Annotated in this window: 12 protein-coding genes and 2 pseudogenes; 6 read left to right on the top strand and 8 right to left on the bottom strand. The window is 71.7% G+C overall.

Annotated elements, in window-relative coordinates:
- Window positions 1-114: 114 nt before the first annotated feature.
- Window positions 115-2,433 carry an MMPL family transporter gene (locus RND61_RS27100; RefSeq protein WP_315880745.1) on the top strand — a complete coding sequence of 773 codons (2,319 nt, stop codon included), beginning with the start codon at window positions 115-117 and terminating at the stop codon, window positions 2,431-2,433.
- A 439-nt stretch (window positions 2,434-2,872) separates the two neighbouring features.
- Here the strand turns inward: RND61_RS27100 and RND61_RS27095 are convergent, their stop codons facing one another.
- Window positions 2,873-3,334: an SsgA family sporulation/cell division regulator gene (locus RND61_RS27095; RefSeq protein ID WP_315880744.1), complete on the bottom strand. Its 462-nt coding sequence runs from the start codon at window positions 3,332-3,334 to the stop codon at window positions 2,873-2,875.
- Window positions 3,335-3,947: 613 nt separating this feature from the next.
- Here RND61_RS27095 and RND61_RS27090 point away from each other — a divergent pair.
- Window positions 3,948-5,123 carry a serine hydrolase domain-containing protein gene (locus RND61_RS27090; protein ID WP_315880781.1) on the top strand — a complete coding sequence of 392 codons (1,176 nt, stop codon included), beginning with the start codon at window positions 3,948-3,950 and terminating at the stop codon, window positions 5,121-5,123.
- Between the two features lie 33 nt (window positions 5,124-5,156).
- Here RND61_RS27090 and RND61_RS27085 read toward each other — a convergent pair whose 3' ends face one another.
- Together RND61_RS27085 and RND61_RS27080 are read right to left on the bottom strand one after the other, a co-directional pair.
- Window positions 5,157-6,008: a helix-turn-helix domain-containing protein gene (locus RND61_RS27085; protein ID WP_315880743.1), complete on the bottom strand. Its 852-nt coding sequence runs from the start codon at window positions 6,006-6,008 to the stop codon at window positions 5,157-5,159.
- 23 nt (window positions 6,009-6,031) lie between these two features.
- Window positions 6,032-6,778 (bottom strand): DUF6879 family protein, encoded by a 747-nt coding sequence (locus RND61_RS27080; protein ID WP_315880742.1) that lies wholly within the window; start codon window positions 6,776-6,778, stop codon window positions 6,032-6,034.
- A gap of 175 nt (window positions 6,779-6,953) precedes the next feature.
- On the opposite strand from RND61_RS27080, the gene RND61_RS27075 reads away from it, so the two are divergent.
- On the top strand, window positions 6,954-7,151 hold the full coding sequence (locus RND61_RS27075; RefSeq protein ID WP_315880741.1) for a hypothetical protein: 198 nt from the start codon (window positions 6,954-6,956) through the stop codon (window positions 7,149-7,151).
- A 392-nt stretch (window positions 7,152-7,543) separates the two neighbouring features.
- Here the strand turns inward: RND61_RS27075 and RND61_RS27070 are convergent, their stop codons facing one another.
- Entirely contained in the window at window positions 7,544-7,924 is a 381-nt protein-coding gene (locus tag RND61_RS27070; RefSeq protein WP_315880740.1) for a DUF4180 domain-containing protein, read from the bottom strand.
- Window positions 7,925-8,008: 84 nt separating this feature from the next.
- Between RND61_RS27070 and RND61_RS27065 the strand changes: the two genes are divergently transcribed.
- Together RND61_RS27065 and RND61_RS27060 are read left to right on the top strand one after the other, a co-directional pair.
- Window positions 8,009-8,671, top strand: a complete 663-nt coding sequence (locus tag RND61_RS27065; protein ID WP_315880739.1) for a class I SAM-dependent methyltransferase — start codon at window positions 8,009-8,011, stop codon at window positions 8,669-8,671.
- Window positions 8,672-8,780: 109 nt separating this feature from the next.
- A complete protein-coding gene (locus tag RND61_RS27060) occupies window positions 8,781-10,514 on the top strand; it encodes a fibronectin type III domain-containing protein (protein ID WP_315880738.1) in 1,734 nt (577 codons plus the stop codon).
- Window positions 10,515-10,826: 312 nt separating this feature from the next.
- Here the strand turns inward: RND61_RS27060 and RND61_RS27055 are convergent, their stop codons facing one another.
- A complete protein-coding gene (locus RND61_RS27055; RefSeq protein WP_315880737.1) occupies window positions 10,827-12,455 on the bottom strand; it encodes a penicillin-binding transpeptidase domain-containing protein in 1,629 nt (542 codons plus the stop codon).
- 175 nt (window positions 12,456-12,630) lie between these two features.
- Between RND61_RS27055 and RND61_RS27050 the strand changes: the two are divergent.
- Window positions 12,631-12,849, top strand: a pseudogene (locus RND61_RS27050) (XRE family transcriptional regulator); the annotation flags it as partial.
- Here the strand turns inward: RND61_RS27050 and RND61_RS27045 are convergent.
- The 3 genes and pseudogenes from RND61_RS27045 to RND61_RS27035 all read right to left on the bottom strand — a co-directional run.
- Window positions 12,850-13,228: pseudogene (locus RND61_RS27045) on the bottom strand (winged helix-turn-helix domain-containing protein); the annotation flags it as partial.
- An 833-nt stretch (window positions 13,229-14,061) separates the two neighbouring features.
- Window positions 14,062-15,453 carry a hypothetical protein gene (locus tag RND61_RS27040; protein ID WP_315880736.1) on the bottom strand — a complete coding sequence of 464 codons (1,392 nt, stop codon included), beginning with the start codon at window positions 15,451-15,453 and terminating at the stop codon, window positions 14,062-14,064.
- Between the two features lie 418 nt (window positions 15,454-15,871).
- Entirely contained in the window at window positions 15,872-16,201 is a 330-nt protein-coding gene (locus RND61_RS27035) for a hypothetical protein (protein ID WP_315880735.1), read from the bottom strand.
- Window positions 16,202-17,072: the final 871 nt, after the last annotated feature.

The following is a 17,072-nucleotide window of genomic DNA, read 5'->3' as shown; positions in this document are numbered from 1 at the left end:
ACGCCGGACCGCGCCACCGCCCCGGAACCGCACTACCTGACACGTACCGCTCACGCTGTCGGGCCGACTCCCCAACGTCCTGCCCCGTCCCACACACCTCGGGAGTACGCCCCAGTGGCCACGTTCCTCTACAAACTCGGCCGGTTCGCCTTCCGGCGCCGCCATCTCGTGACCCTCCTGTGGGTCGCGCTCCTGGCCCTCGCCGGAGTGGGCGCCGCGTCCGCGCCGGCAGCCACCTCCAGCTCCTTCTCCATGCCCGGTACGGAGGCACAGAGGGCCTTCGACCTGCTGGAGGAACGTTTCCCCGGTGGCAGCGCCGACGGCGCCACCGCCCGGGTCGTCTTCAAGGCGCCCGACGGGCAGAAGATGACCGACCCGGCGAACAAGGCCCGCGTCGACAAGGCCGTCGCGGACCTCCGCGCCGGTTCCGACCAGGTCGCCAACGTCACCGACCCGTACGCCGCGCAGGCCGTCTCGCGCGACGGCACCACCGCGTACATCCACGTCTCGTACGAGGTCAACGGCATGGAGCTGACCGACGCGACGCGCGACGCGCTCCAGGAGACCGGCGCCGAGGCGCAGGACGGCGGCCTGACCGTCGAGATCGGCGGCGACGCCCTCCAGACGATGCCCGAGACCGGCACGGGGGAGATCATCGGCGTGATCGTCGCCGGGATCGTCCTCGTCATCACCTTCGGCTCGCTCATCGCGGCCGGCCTGCCGCTGCTCACCGCGATCATCGGCGTCGGCATCGGCGTCTCGTCGATCACCGCCCTCGCCAGCGCCCTGGACCTCGGCTCCACCACCGCCACCCTCGCCACGATGATCGGCCTCGCCGTCGGCATCGACTACGCCCTGTTCATCGTCTCCCGCTACCGCGCCGAGCTCGCCGAGGGCCACGACCGCGAGGAGGCCGCCGGCCGCGCGGTCGGCACCGCCGGCTCGGCCGTCGTCTTCGCCGGCCTGACCGTCGTCATCGCCCTGGTCGGCCTCGCCGTCGTCAACATCCCGATGCTGACGAAGATGGGCGTCGCCGCCGCCGGCACGGTCGCCATCGCCGTACTGATCGCGCTGACCCTCATACCGGCGCTGCTCGGCTACGCGGGCGGGCGCATCCTCGGCCGCAAGGCCCGCAGGGCCGACAAGGCCCGCAGGGCCGGCGAGACCGGCGAGGCCGGCGAGGCGCCTCAGGCCCGTGAGACGGTCGCCGGCCGGGAGGCCGCGACCGCCACCGGTCCCGGTGAGGCCGGCGGAACCGAGGGAACCGGCGGTACCGGCGGGGCCGAGGGGGCCGTGCCGAACGCCGGGACCCGCTGGGCCCGCTTCATCCTGCGCCGCCCCGTCACCGTCCTGCTCGTCGGCGTCGTCGGCCTCGGCGCGCTCGCCGTGCCGGCCGCCTCCCTGGAGATGGGCCTGCCCGACGACGGCGCCCAGCCGACCTCCACCACCCAGCGCCGCGCGTACGACCTGCTGTCCGACGGTTTCGGCCCCGGCTTCAACGGCCCGCTGATGGTCGTCGTGGACGGCGACAAGGACGCCGCCGCCCGGGCCGCCGACACGATCAAGGGCCTCGACGGCGTCGCCGCCGTCACCCCGCCCACCCCGAACAAGGCCGGCGACACGGCGATGATCACCGTCGTGCCGAAGGACCGCCCGTCGTCCACGGCCACCGAGGACCTCGTCCACGACATCCGCGACGCGACCGGCGACAACGTCCTCGTCAGCGGCCAGACCGCGATGAACATCGACTTCTCGCAGAAGATGAACGACGCGCTGCTGCCCTACCTGGCGCTCGTCGTCGGCCTCGCCTTCCTGCTGCTGATGGTCGTCTTCCGGTCCGTGCTCGTACCGCTCAAGGCCGCCCTCGGCTTCCTCCTGTCGGTGGTCGCCGCCCTCGGCGCCGTCGTCGCCGTCTTCCAGTGGGGCTGGCTCGGCTCGGTCTTCGGCGTGGAACAGACCGGCCCGATCATGAGCATGATGCCGATCTTCATGGTGGGCGTCGTCTTCGGCCTCGCCATGGACTACGAGGTCTTCCTCGTCACCCGCATGCGCGAGGCGTACGTTCACGGCGAGCGGCCCGGCGAGGCGATCGTCACCGGCTTCCGCCACGGCGCCCGCGTCGTCACCGCCGCCGCCGTCATCATGATCGCCGTCTTCGCGGGCTTCATCGGGGCCAGCGAGCAGATGGTGAAGATGATCGGCTTTGGTCTCGCCGCGGCCGTCCTGTTCGACGCGTTCGTCGTCCGCATGGCCATCGTCCCGGCCGTCCTCGCCCTGCTCGGCCACAAGGCGTGGTGGCTGCCGCGCTGGCTGGACCGCGTCCTGCCGAACGTCGACGTCGAGGGCGAGGGCCTGCGCAAGGAGCTCGCCGGCGGCACCGGCCACCCCGGCGACCCGGACGCCGACCAGGAACGGGAACTCGTACGGGCCTGACGCCCCGGGGCCTGACGCTCCGGGGCGGGATGCCCCAGGTGGGGCTCCTCGGGTCGGGGGCCTCGGACGGGGTGCGTTCGACCCTGACGACCGGGGGCGGGGTTCCTCGGGCGGGCCCCTCTGACGGGTCCCCTTGGCCGGGGCTCCTCGGGCCTGACGCTCCGGGGTGGGGTTCCTTGGGTGGGGCTCCTCGGGCGGGGTGCCCCCGGGCCTGACGCTCCGAGGCGGGGTTCCTCGGGCGGGCCCCTCTGACGGGTCCCCTCGGCCGGGGCTCCTCGGGCCTGACGCTCCGGGGTGGGGCCCCTCGGGTGGGGCTCCGCGGGCGGGGGCCCTCGTGCGGCGGACGGGAGCCGGACAGGAACCGTACGGCCGCCGGTGCGCCGTCCGGGTGAGGCCCCGTCCCGCCTCAGCCCCGTGCCGCCACTCCGCCGGCGCGCGATCAGCGCGCGGCCGGCGCGGTGGCGGCGGCGTACGTCCGCCGCAGGAAACCGCGCAGCGCCGACGAGTCGAACTGGACGACCTCCGTGCCCTCCGGCGAGTGGAACTCGACCACCGTCTGCACCCGCCCGCACGGCCACACGTCGACGTCCCCGTCGTGCGCGGGCGCCCGCAGCCCCGTCTCCAGCAGCGTGCGCGGGCACGACCAACTGCCGCCGGGCAGGACGAACCGCACCGCTCCCGGCTCCGTGCCGGGGTCGTAGCGCAGCGCCACCGGCACCGGCCGGGACAGCGGGCCGTCCGTCACGACCATGCCCCGCGCCCGCACCTCCACCGGCGGGCCGGCCCGTACGGACCCCACCGCCCCGGCCGGTTCCGCGGCCCGCACGGCCGCGCGCGGACCGTCGGAGCGGGTCTCCCCGCCCGGACGGGCCTCTTCGGGGTGTACGTCGGCGGGGCACATCACGGGCTCCTCACACTTGCCAGTACCTGCTCATACCGCGTACCCCCCACTGTCCCACCCATCCACCGACCCCGCCCGGCGCCGCTTCCGCGCCTCCGCCGCCCCTGCGCGGGGTGCGCGGGAGCGGCCGTCGCCGACCGGCCGGACACCGCCGAACACCCGGGAGCGGACGCCGCGCGCGTACGCGACGGATCCGGGCACGCCCGTGTCCGCGCCCACCGGTCCCGTCCCGGTGACCGCCCACCGGTTCCGTCACCCCCCACCGGTCCGGTCACCATGGTCGCCGGGCCTGTCACCGTCCGCCGGGCCCGTCCCGTTCGCCGGTCCCGTCACCGCCCACCGGTCCGGTCACCGCCCATCGGGCCCGTCACCGTGGTCGCCGGTCCTGCCACCGTCCGCCGGTCCCGTCACCGTGGCCGCCGTCGCGGCGCACGCCCCGCCCGGCGAGCCGTTCGCGCCCGGCGAGCCGTTCGCGTCCGGGGAGCCGGTGCGCGGGCACCGCCCGGAGTCGCCGTTCGGCGCCGGCCCGGCCGCGAGGCGGACCCGGAATCCGGGCGGGATCCGGGCCGTTGCACCATGGGGTGAGCGACCCCGAGAGAAAGTGCGGGCAGAGGTGGACGTCCAGGGCACCGTGGACCCCGGCTTCGAGCCGGTGAAGGACGCGTTCACGCGCAACTTCGAGCAGCGCGGGGAGCGCGGCGCGGCGGTCGCCGTGTACCGGGACGGCCGGAAGGTCGTCGACCTGTGGGCCGGCACGCGGGACGTCGACGGCGGTGCGCCGTGGGCGGTGGACACCGCCCAGGTCGTACGGTCCGTCACGAAGGGCGTCGCGGCGGCGGTGCCGCTGCTGCTGCACCAGCGCGGCCAACTCGACCTGGACGCGCCGGTCGGGACGTACTGGCCGGAGTACAAGGCGGCGGGCAAGGAACGGACGCGCGTACGGCACCTGCTGGCGCACCGGGCCGGTGTCCCCGTGCTGGACGCGCCCCTGTCGCCCGAGGACGCGCTGGACGCGGGGAGCCGCTTCGAGCGGGCGACGGCGGCGGTCGCGGCCCAGGCCCCGGTCTGGGAGCCCGGCACCGACCACGGCTACCACGCGCACACGTACAGCTGGCTCCTCGCCGGCCTGGTGCAGCGCGTCACGGGCCGGTCCATCGGGCGGTGGGTCGCGGAGGAGGTGGCCCGCCCGCTCGGCCTCGACCTGTGGCTGGGCCTGCCCGACGACGAGGCGCACCGCGTCGGCCGCGTCGGCCGGCTCGACGAGCCGCCCGCGTCGGCCTCCGGCGGCCTCGTGCTGCGCCCGAAGCGGTCGGTGGCGGAGGCGTACCGGGACGCGGGGTCGCTGACGCGGCGGGCCTTCGCGGTGATCGACCCGGCACCGGACGAGAACGCGCCCGAGTACCGCGCGGCGGGGTTGCCCGGCTCGGGCGGCATCGCCACGGCACGCGCCCTGGCCCGGTTCTACGCGGCGCTGCTCGGCCCCGTGGACGGCCACCGCCTGTTCGCCCCGGCGACCCTGGCGCTGGCCCGCACGGAGGAGTCGGCGGGCCCCGACCGCGTCCTGGTCGTCGGCACCCGCTTCGGCCTCGGCTACATGCTGCACGGCCCGGCGTCGCCGCTCCTCGCCCCCGGCTCCTTCGGCCACCCCGGCAGGGGCGGCTCCCTCGCCTTCGCCGACCCGGAGTCGGGCATCGCCTTCGCCTACGTCACCAACGGCATGCGCAAGGGCGTCACCGCGGACCCCCGCGCCCAGGCCCTGGTGCGGGCGGTGCGGAAGGCGAACGGGTAACCGGCCGGGGAGCGCCGCGCCCGACGCGCCGCCCTATTGGCCGTCCAGCTCCCGGCGGGCCTCGTGGATCACCCGCTGGGCCTCGGTTCCGAAGACGGCGGACTCGCGCAGGGTCCGCCAGACCCGTGCGTAGGTGGCGATGTTGTCGGCGTCGTCGAGCCACAGCTCGGCGTGCCAGTCCTCGACGATGACGAGGCGCTCGTCGTACATCCAGAAGCCGTTGCCCGGGGGGACCTTCAGAGGTGCCGTGAAGGGAACGATGCCGAGTTCGACGGTGTCGAGGCCGATGACGCTCAGGAGCCGGTCGAGCTGGGCGGCGAGTACGGGGAGCGGACAGACGCGGGCCCTGAGAGCCGCCTCCCACATGAGGATCTTGTACTGCCTCGCGGGGTCGTAGAGCCCTTCCTGACGCTGGATTCGGGCGCGCACGGCGTCTTCGGTGTCACGTGGAGACTGCATGAGCTCGGCGTATCGCGTGAAGACGGCACGGGCGTACCCGGGTGTTTGCAGCATGCCCGTGACCAGGGAGTTCTGCCAGATGCGCAGAGTCTTGGAACGGGCGTGCTCAGCCGTGATGTTGTCCTGCACCGGTTTGTGGCCGGAGGCCAACTGGCGCCGCCACGAACGGATGTGGGACTCCAGGCTCTTGAGGCGGGCCCGCAGTTCCTCCGCGGCTCCCGGCTGGCCGGTGGCCTCCGCCCACGCCTGGAGATCGGCGGCGGTGGCGGTCTGGCGGCCGTTCTCCAACTTGTAGATCTTCGAATGGGCCCATCCGAGAAGTTGCGCGAGCTGAGGGCCGGTGAGCGGTCCGAGAGGTCCGGACACACGCAGTTCCCGCAGGCGTGCCCCGAGATCCGCCCGTGCCTTCTGGAAGTCTGTGCTCACCGGCCCACGGTACTTCGCCCGGTCTAGGTCGTCAGCCCGGCCGTGAACCGGTCGTACTTCACGGCGTGGTGCCAGGCCGCATCGCGGATCTGGGCGTAGCGGTTGACCGCCACGGGCTCGGTGATCAACTCCGCGCCGAGCAGGTTGTCGTCGTCGTCGAAGACCAGCAGGGCGGCATAGCGGGAGTCGAAGAGCCAGAAGTCCTCGGCGGGGAGGTGGAGCCGGTCGGCGTCCTCGCGCCACAGGCTGCGAATGTCCTCCCCGACGGCGCAGTTCCGCTTGGCGTTCTCCAGAAGGAACAACTGCCCCGGGGTGGGAGGGCTGTCAACGAGGCGAACCCGCTCGAATCGCTTGCCCTGCGCCGTCTGGTTCCGCACCTTGGTGCACCAGGCGTCGTCGTAGTCCCACTGGATCGGCTGCCCCGCGATGAACTGGGCGTATGTCTCGGTCGCCTCGTCCGAGGCGTAGCGGCGACGCGTCTCCAGCCGCCAGGCCGTGTGCTCGAAGGTCTCGAACAGCTTGCTGAACTCGGCCAGGTCGATCATCCGCGGGGTGCGGTCGCCCTCCTTGGGACCGAAGTCGACGAGCAGGTTTCGGGGAACGACGATCGGCACCTCGCCTTCTCCGAGGTGCTGGAGTCGGGCGATGTCCTCCGGGTCGGTGAGCGGCGGTCCGTGGACGATGATCTCGCCGCTGTCCATGTCCTCGTGAACGGCCGGGCAGCCGTCCCCGCCCGAGCCCGTGCCGTTGAAGCGCAGTCGTCGTGCCATCCTTCACGCCCTTCCATCAGGCGAGTTGACGCCCCAAGCATGGCGTCACCGGACAGCACGGGGTACAGGATTCGGCACTCTGTGTGAGAACAGCCGAGGACATTCGGGCATTCCGTGAGAACATGCGAGAACATCGGCTGGCACACCCCGACTGCCCCTCCCTAGCGTCCCGTCCATGCGGACGACGACGGCCATGGACGGCCCCGTACACCTCGCCCTGCCCGTGCCGGAGCCGAAGGGCACACCCGGCTGCCGGGTGTGTGCCGCCCTCGTGGCGGAGCGCGCCGCCGCGCGGCGGCGGGGCGACCTGTCCAAGGTGTCCGACTGCAACGTCGAGCTGCGCAACCACGAGCACCGGACGGCGCCGCGGTGAACACCGGTGCGGAAGGCGCGGCGGGCACGGAAGGCGAGCCCCTGCGGTTGCTCACCCTGCGGGTCTCCCGGGACGGGGGGCGCACCTGGGGCGCCCCGCGCGCGTACCGCGTCACGGACCGCCCGGCCCCGCTGGGGTCGAGCGTCTGGCCGCCCTGCCTCTGCCCCCGCTGCGCGCGCGATCCGCGCTGAGCGGTCGGCCACCCCCGTCCCGGCCTCACCCCCGGCCCCGACCCCGGCCGCTCCCGCCCCGGTCCCGGCCTCAGCCCCGGCCGCCCCGTCCCGGCCCCGACCGCTCCCGCCCCCGGAGCGGCCCCGGCCACAGCACCGGCCACTCCCGCCCCCGGCTCCGCCCCGCCCCGGCCGCCCCGGTCTCGCCCCCGGACCGGTCGCTCAGGGCTCCAGGCGGTCCGTCAGGTCCCGCAGGGCCGGGACGAACCACGTCTGCGTGCCCCTGTTGCACTCGCGGACGAAGTCCCGCAGCGCCGGACTCCCCTCCGTGTGGTGGGAGACGTCACCGAGGACGACCAGCCCCATGCGGTAGTTCACGAACTTCTGGACGACGTCGCCCGCCACGCGCGTGCGCAGGCGGAAGAACGCCTCGTCGAAACGCGCGACCGGGACGACGACCCACCGGGCGCCCCAGTAACCGGCGTCACCGATCAGGTCCAGGGCGTCCTGTTCGCCCGCCACGGGCGGGCCCTCGGCGGGGCACATCCAGACGGGGGTGCCGTGGATCGTCCGCAGGGCGGGGGGAGGGGGAGGGGTGGTCATGGGACGGGAGGCTAGTGCCGTGCGGCGGGGGAGTACGAGGTGTTTTCCGGGGGCGTTGTCGGTGGGCGGTGCGACGATGCCCCGATGACCGGACTGAACGCCGCCATCGCCGCTCACTGGGACTCCGCCTCCGCCTCGTTCGACGACGAGCCCGACCACGGGCTCCTCGACCCCCGTACCCGCGGCGCCTGGCGGGACCGGCTGCGGCGGTGGCTGCCGGACGGGGCGTGCGACGTGCTCGACGCGGGGTGCGGTACGGGCTCCCTCGCGCTGGTCCTCGCCGAGGAGGGGCACCGCGTCACCGGGGTCGACCTCGCGCCGGGCATGGTGGCGCGGGCCGGGGCGAAGTTCGCGGCGGCGGGGCTGCCGGGGCGGTTCCTGGTGGGGGACGCCGCGCGACCGCCCGTGGGGGAGCGGCGGTTCGACGTCGTCCTCGTGCGGCACCTCGTATGGACCCTCCCCGAGCCCGAGGCCGCCCTCCGCGCGTGGACCGGTCTGCTGCGGAGCGGCGGGCGGCTCGTCCTGGTCGAGGGGCGGTGGGGCGAGGCGGGGCGGGAGCCCGAGCCGTACGTCCCCGGTGGTGAGGCGCTGCCCTGGGGCGGGGGCGTGCCCGCCGAGGTGCTGGCCGGTGCCGTCGCGCCGCTCGTCCGCGACCTGCGCGTCGAGCGGCTCGACGGGGACGCCGCGTTGTGGGGGCGGCCCGTCGACGACGAGCGGTACGCCCTCCTGGCGCGGGCGCGGGCATGACACGGCTGTAGCATTCGCGCCCTGGCGGAAACACCGGCCCCACCCGTACCGCCGCCGCCCCCCACGCATGCCGTCCCTCCTGACGTGGGCTTGAAAGGTCGACCCTTCTGTGATCATTCGCACCAGGGCGGGAGCACTGGCCACCACGGCCGTGCTCGCCGTCACCGGCGGTCTGCTGACCGCCACCCCGGCCGCCGCGGCCTCCGTCTGTTCCTCGCCCAAGTGGCGGGTGCAGTTCTACGCCAACACGACGCTGAGCGGCACGCCGAAGGCGACCTTCTGCGAAAGCGCGCTCAACCAGAACTACGGCCTCGGCGACCCTCCCGGCGTCACGCTGCCGAAGGACAACTTCTCCGCCCGCTGGACCCTCACCCGCGACTTCGGTTCCGGCGGCCCCTTCACCTTCACCGCCGAGTCGCAGGACGGCGTCCGCGTGTACGTCGACGGCGTCCGCAAGATCGACGCGTGGCGGAACGTCACCGCCACCCAGCGGCGCACGCTCAACCTCTCCCTCCCGGCCGGCTCCCACACGATCCGCGTCGACTTCGCCGCCTGGACCGGCGCCGCGAACGTCAAGTTCACCTACGCGCCCCGCACCGCCTCCACCGTCGACAAGGTCCGCCCGCTCGCCCCCACGGGTCCGTCCGTCAGCTACGACCGGACCGTCAACAGGGCCACCCTGCTGTGGCTCCGCAACAAGGAGATGGACATCGCCGGGTACCGCGTGTACCGGCGCCCCGCCACCTCCACCGCCTGGTCGCGGGTCAGCGGCACCGGCCTCGTCACGTCCGACACGTACGCGAACCTCCCGCCCGCCACCGGCGAGACGTACCTGTACGAGGTCCGCGCTGTCGACAAGGCCGGCAACGAGTCGACGGGCAGCGCCGACCGGTCCGTCGTCAGCGTCGACCGCACCCGGCCCGCCTCCCCGACCGGCCTCACCGGCGCCGACGCGCGGGGCGGGGTGACGCTCCGGTGGACGGCGGTGCCCGACGCGGCGCGGTACACCGTGTTCCGGCAGAAACGCCCCGTGAACGGGGAGATCCAGCCCGTCGTCGAGGCCGCCACCGTCACGTCCCCCACCTGGACGGACACGACCGCCCCCGAACGGGCCGACTACACCTACTCGGTGAGCGCCGTCGACGCCGCCGGAAACGCCTCCGTCCGGTCCGCCGACCTGACCGTCACCCGCGGCGACCACCCGCCCGCCCCGCCGACCGGCGTGACCACCGCCGACAGCCGCTACGGCGTCCACCTGCAGTGGTCCGGGTCCACCAGCGACGACGTGGCCGGATACCGCCTCTACCGCGACGGGGAGCTGGCCGTGGACCGCATCGACCGGGCCGTGGACGACACCACCCGGCCGTACACGTTCGCGTACGAGGACAGAAATGCCAGGTATGGCACCACGTACGAGTACGTCGTGGCCGCCGTCGACCGCTCGGGCAACGAGACCCGCGCCGCCGCCGTCACGCACACCACTCCCGGCGACCGCGTGCCCCCGGCCGTCGTCACCGGCCTGACCGCGACGCCCCGCGAGGACGGCGTACTGCTGGAGTGGGAGCCGAACCAGGAGCCGGACCTCAAGCGGTACGACGTGTACAAGGCCACCTGGTTGGGCGACGGCCCCATCGGCAGCGAGGACGGGGCGTGGGCCATCGGCCAGATCGCCTGGCTGAACGAGACCGACACGAGCTACCTGCACAAGGCGACGCCGGAAGGCGAGACGGTGCTGTACGCGGTCGTCGCCACCGACGACTGGGGCAACAGCCGCGCCCCGCACACCGGGCAGGAGTTCGCCTGGGTCACGGTGACCGAGCTGGGCACCCCCACCGAGGGGTGAGCCGCGCCGCCGCACCGCCGCGCGCGCGGCGCGGCGGCCGTACGCGGCGTCGGTGACCCACCCGGCGCGGTGGCCCACCCGGTGTGCGGCACCAGCCCGCTCCCGGCTCGATGCCCGCCGCCATCGGCCCGGCCGCCGCGATGCGCGCCGTGCCGGGCTCTCCGCCGAGCTGGGCCCCGCCGGGCCGGGTGCCCCGTGGAGCCGGACGTGCCGGATGCACCGGGCGTGCCCCGCCGGGCTCCCCATCGGGCCGGGCCCCCGCCGGGCCGGCCGGCGTGGGGCCGGGCGCGGCGGTGACGTTCGGCGGGGTGGTTACCGCGCGTTCAGTACGGACGCCACCAGCGGGCCCGCCGCGTCGCCGCCGTGCCCGGCCGCCTGGACCACCGCCGCGGCGGCCAGGTCGTCGGCGAACGCAGCGAACCAACTGTTCGCCTGCCCCTGGTCGTCGACCTCCGCCGAACCGGTCTTCGCGCCCTTGTCGCCGCTCACGCCCGCCATCGCGTCCGCGCCCGTGCCGTAGCCGCGGGCGGTCGCGCGCATCATGTCGCGCAGTTGGCGGGCGGCCGAGCCGTCCATGCCGCGGGGCGCCACGGCGATCTCCCGGCCGTCGAGGGCGGCCGGGACGATGACCGGCTGCTTGAAGGCGCCGTTCTTCGCGGTCGCCGCGATGGAGGCGATGTTCAGGGCGTTCATCTGGACGGTGCCCTGCCCGATGTACTGGGTGGCGGCCACCCCGCCCGTCTCGGCGGGCACGGACCCGTCCGAGGTGGGCACGCCCGCCTGCCAGTTCATCCCGATGCCGAAGACGTCCCGGGCCTCCTTGCCGAGGGCGTCGTCGTCGTCCACGTCGTCGATGAGCTTGACGAACGCGGTGTTGCAGGAGCGCGCGAAGCTCTCCGTGAACGTCCTGCCGGCGAGGGAGAAGCCGTCCAGGTTCCTGATCGTGGTGCCGTGGTACATCGCCTCGGGCGGGCACTCCGCGACCCGGTCCGCGGCCACGAGGCCCTTCTCCAGCAGCAGCGCCGCCGTGACGATCTTCATCGTGGACCCGGGCGCCTGCTTGCCGAGGAACGCCGCGTTCCAGCCGTCCTTCCGGTTGTTGGCGACCGCGCGTATCTCGCCCGTACTCGGCTTGATCGCGACCACGGAGGACTCGGCGTACCGCTTCACCGCCTTCTCGGCGGCGGCCTGCACCCCGGCGTCCAGCGTCGTGCGGACCTCGCCCGGCTTGCCCTCGCGCAGCGTCAGCAGCGTGCGGTCCGCGGCGTCGCCCTCGCCGCTGACGACGAGTTCGACGCCGGACGTGCCACCCGCCCCGGTGCCGTACCGCTCGCGCAACTCGTCCAGGACCGGCCGGAGCGACGGGTACCGCTCCGCCGTCAGCTCGGCGCCGTTGCGGTCGACGGCCTTGATGGCGGGCGCCCCGGACGAGGTCACCCGCAGCGCCTGGCCGTCCTTCAGCTCCGGGTGCAGGACGGCCGGCGACCAGTCGACGCGCGGCTGCCCGGTGGAGAGCCCCCGCACGACGGTGAGCCGCGACGCGTACGTCCACGGGACGCGGGCCCCGCCGTACGAGACGACGGCGCTGACCGTGAACGGCACCGTCGTCCCGCTGGGCGCGCCCGCCGTGGCCTTCACGCCCCCGACGTGGGTCTCCGTCAGGTAGGCGGACAGCGCGGTCTGCGCCGTGGCCGGGTCGTTGGTGAACCGGGCGGCCTCGGCCGCGTCGCCCGCCGCCCACGCGGCGAGGAAGCCCTTCGCCGTGGCCTCGGTCTCCTCCGCCGTGACGGGACCGGTCCTCCTGGGCGAGCCGTCGGCCGACGCGGCGGTGGTCGTGCTGCCCATCAGGTCGTCCCACAGGTTGTACGCCCCGTACCCGACGCCCCCGGCGACGACGGCGAACAACCCGCCGACGACCGCCACCTTCGCTCCGCTGCGCATTCCGCGGTCCCCCTCCGTCGGCACGTCCCCCTGAACGTGTTCAAGATCCGTTGGGGAAACCCTATGCCGCAGAGTCGAACACGTGCGCGCCCGTTACCCGAACGGAATCAACCGGAAGCCCTCACACCCACGTATCCAGCCACATCCGCGCCCGCCACTGGTCCATCGGGATCGTGCGGGCGCCGTGGAGCGGGCATGGCGGCGGTACGAGCTGGCGAAGAAGGCGGCACAGGACGCCGAGTCGCCGCTGTACCTTGCTCACGCCATGGACGGGCAGGCGTACGTGCTGGCTGACGCCGGCCGCCCGCAGCCCGCCGTCGAACTGGTGCGGAACGCACAGCAGACCCAGCCTGAGCGGCAGTCGCCTCGGCTGCGAGCGTGGCTCGCCGCAGCCGTGGTGTAGCCGGACCACGTGGTGTTCGAAGCGCTTGACGCCCGGCGGCTCCACGTCGACCAGGTCGAGGTTCACCCAGCGGTTTTCGTAGATGCGACGGCTGCCGTGGACCTGCCACGGCTCCAGGTCGGCCGGCGTGGGAACGCCCTCGCTGCCCGCGACCCGGTAAGCGCTGCGTCCGTACGCCTTGATGAACCGCTCGCTCGTCAAACGGGCCAGCACCCGCCGGAGGGCCCAGCACCTGCCGGAGAGCGGTGCGGCCGATCTCAAGCTCAGCGCTCAACGTCCGCTCTGTCGGCAGCTTGTCGCCGGGGCCGTACCGTCCTGACTCGATCCAGGAACGGATCGTCTCGTAGACCCTCTGCGCCTTGGGTCCCATCCTCGGCGCACACTCCCAGGCCATCGGCTGGGGCTCGCCAGCGTAACGGGGGAGCGGCACGGATGACTCAGCCATGTGTCTCTCTCGCTTCCGTAAGTGCTCGCTCTGGGCTGCTCGTGGGGACGAGTGTGGCGGCCCTCAGGAGGACGATTTCGGGGTCTCGTGGGCCATGTGTGGGCCAGCGCGCGCCCACGGCAGTCTGGACGCGGAAAACCAGCAGGTCAGGGTAGGGGTGGCTGCTGTACGCCGGTCGGTCTTGAAAACCGTCGCCACCGAGGACGGTAGAACTTTCCCTACTTGACCAAGCACCCGGCTGCGCTCTGCTCCGCCGGGCGGGCTTCCCGGCTCCGCTCGGGGCGACGCTCCTGCCTTCGGCCCGCTCCGCCCCCGCTGCGCCGACGCCCGCCCCTGCAAGACGGGATAGGCCCAAGAGCATGAGTCCGAGTCCCCGACGCCCGCGGTTCTCTTCCCGTCACCGACATGCCTCCGGCGGGGGCGCAACAAGCACCAGGGTGGGCGGGGGTTCCGCGAGCGGGTGCCGGCCGTGGGGTGTGGCGGTGGGGAACTCCCATCCCGTCTGCCGTCGACCCAGGGCAAGCCGAGCAGACACGGACCCTGGCGTCCAGGTCGTTCGTACAGTGGCGCGCTCCACCTGGACGCCAGGGCCCGCGCCCGCTCCACATACGTGTGGGTCGACGGCAGACGGGATGGGAGTTGGGGCAGGTCCTGGAGCGACCTGGAACGCGCCACCTTAGGTGCTTTCGTGTGTCGCGCGAGCTGAAACTAGAAGTATCTAATCCCTGCCCGCATTGCAGCTATGGTGATTCACCGCTTCACTGTCGCCCTAGGAAGCCCGCCAACTGTGCGTGACGCTTAAGTGTCACGCGAATCGCATCCTTGATTGACGAAGGTCGGGTGTTCTCAGTCGAGAAGGCTTTCAGCTCCACGATCACCGAGTTCTGCTGACTGTCAGGTCGCGAAACTAGGACGTCGGCCCGAACCCTACTACTGGGGGTTTTGACCTCTTGTTCCGACTTAGCGTCATAGCCGAGCGATCTCAAGCACAACGCGATTCGAGATCCCAATTGAGTGGGCTTGGTGGTTACGCTTTCATACCACTCGCGCGCCTTTGTGGCGCGCTCTGATTCACGTTCACGAAGCGGGCTATAGGCAGACGGATCCCAATTCTCCCCGACGATGGAAACGAAGTGAGACTTCTCGAAACGCTCCAAGTATGACCTACTGGGTTCGAAGTCTGCTTTCTCTAGATCGCGGCAGAGGGGATGCAAGTCCGCGGCGGCGATCGGCACGAGCCGCACATCGAAATAGAGTCGTGCCCTATTCAGTTCCGACAGGGGAAGCGTCTGTCGATCGTCTTCGTTCAGTTCTCGGTAAAAAGCGTTCCAGTCCAGCTTGTAGCCGTCGCGCGCATTGGTGAATCCCGCTACGCGGGTGATCCTAAGTCCGTCTGTAACAGGCCACAGCATTACGACCTGGTACCTGGAGATGTCGTGAAGCTCTGTGGTGTAGGAAGCCAGCCGATCGCCAACCAGTTCGATAGAGCGACCAATCGTAGGCGCTTTATCGGCGATTTCGTCGACGTCTGATTTCAAGACTTCGTAGTCGGCCAAAGGTTGACTCTTGTTGTGGAAAGCGAATGTTTCCTCGAGAATTTCCGCCCAGTCATTTCTGGGAGGTCCGGCCAATTCGAAATCTGGGTTGAGGAGAATTCTCTCGTTGCGAGATGTCGCCTTTGCGAGATCCGATTGAAATTCTCGACTGGTGGTCAGCCACAGGAAAAGGATCGGGCGCTGGCGCAGCTCGCCTCTGTCGAGAAGGCTCAATCTCTCCACGAACTGTGACGGCAAGGCAGTTTTCTCTGCCACCCGCTCCTCGAATTGGTCTACCACGGCGATTATTAGCCTACTTTTATCTCGGTAGCCCTCGACCGCTCGCAGCTCCTCTAGGAGGGCTGCTTCGGAAGCAATCGCCGAGCGAGACAGCTCGACGACCTTGCATTCAGGGAGATGTGTAGACAGTTCTCGGGCTGCCGAACTCTTGCCCGACCCGCTTCGGCCGAATATGGGAAGGAATCGAATTCCGCCGGTAATTTGCATACTGGCGTGGGCGCGCTGCACTTGCGCCAGCAGGGGCCTATCTGGACGCAACCGTCCACGGAAGGCAGGGTCAAGATCCTCGTAGCGTGAGGGAAGGCGAGCCACCATGGCGAGAGTGTAGAGGACCGGTAGCCCCATTGGCGGAGCCCAACAGCTCCTACAGTACGAACGACACATCGGGCGCGCGGCCGGCGCTGGCAGGGCGCTCTTGGCTATCGGCGGAGCCTGGTCGTCGGTTGGGTCCCGGGCTTACACCGGGCCGCCCCCGGACAGAGCCAGGGATGCAGCTGCACTGCAGAACTGGACACCTCGGAAGGCGACCGCGCGCAGGTGGACGCTATCCCGCGGCACTGACAGACGGCCGCGAAGACCGTGCCACATCCGTGCCAGATCGTGCGGGGAGCCACGGGGAACGAAGGGCATTGTCGGGCTCTACGGTATCGATCAGCTCCCGCAGCGTCTGTGCAGGTCAGGTGCGGTCCCGCCCTCCCTCTCTCCTAAAGCGGTGGTCGCTCTACAACATCGTTCAGGACGAGGGCGTGAAGCCAGTGGACTGGTCGAGACGGAACGAGGAGCCCGGAGTCCTCGGAGTCCAACCCTTACCCAAGGCGAGCCGAACAGCCGCGGCGACACGGGACGGCAGTACAGGTTCAGCCTCGCGGCCGATCCAGTTGCTCGGATGCGGCTGGTCGGTGACGACCACGAGCGTCGCCCCCGGAGTGTCCGCATGCTCCACCGCGAACGTGCACGGCGACCAGGCCAGCCCCCGGCAGTACGTCGGCCGGCCCCGCAGCCGCCAGCGGTAGACCGTGCCGTCTATGACGATCCGTCGTGATCCCTTGCGAACCAGCGCCATGAGGCCCCCTTCAACAACCATGTTGTCAGCCAGTCTGGCCCGCTGTCCGTCTAAGTTTCCGTATCGCTCAGCGCCGTTCACGGACGTTCAGCCGAGACCAAAGCCCGTAGCCGCTCCGGTGACTAGCCGGCCGTGAAGGCAGGTGAACGACCCTGTACGGGGCCTCGCGAGGTACAAAGCATGAGAATGGCGGCCCCAGGCGAACGGAGGGCCACCCGTGCCAGATGCGTGCCAGAACAGGCGGGGAGGAGCGGTCACCAGCGGTCACTTCGGGCTCCACCACAGTGCGAACTGCGAGGTATTCGCGTAGGTCAGGGGCATGACGTGTATGGGATCGCACCGTGATTCCCAAGCTCATGACGCTGCCTCCTGGCCGACGCCGGCAGAGTTGAGGGCGACCGTTGAGGAGCGCCGGGCCACGGCAGGCGGTGGCGCCTCGGGCGTCGTGTGACCGCAGGCCGCAGAGCCGGAAGGCGGAGGTGCCCGGCGGTCTCAGTCGTGGTCTCAGAAGGCGGATCGTATGTAGCCGTCCGTCGGTGTCCGGCACCGTACGAGATCCGGTGTGAACTGCGGTTCCGTGGTGAGGGTGGACCCTCGTGGACTCTGGCGGAACAAGATCGGACAACTCGAAATGCGCAGTTCTGACGGCAACACCTGACGGCAACGTGCATGCACGTAGCCGTACTCAGAGAGACGGCCCGGCACTCTGCTGGCTCGTGCAGGCTGACAACGCCCACGTCCGGGAGTCGGGGGCCGGGACTCCTTCCGCTGATCAGCGGGTTGCCTCCACTGCCCCGGCTTGCCGACGGCGAATGGGGCAGATCCCTGTCAGGCCCAGGGTTTCACCCGGGCCGCCTGTGGGCCGTCGAAG

Origin of the sequence: Streptomyces tamarix, assembly GCF_032423885.1 — a bacterium.
Classification (GTDB): Bacteria; Actinomycetota; Actinomycetes; order Streptomycetales; family Streptomycetaceae; genus Streptomyces; species Streptomyces tamarix.
The sequence above is the reverse complement of the archived record's forward strand: the minus strand, read 5'-3'. Positions and strand labels throughout refer to the sequence as shown.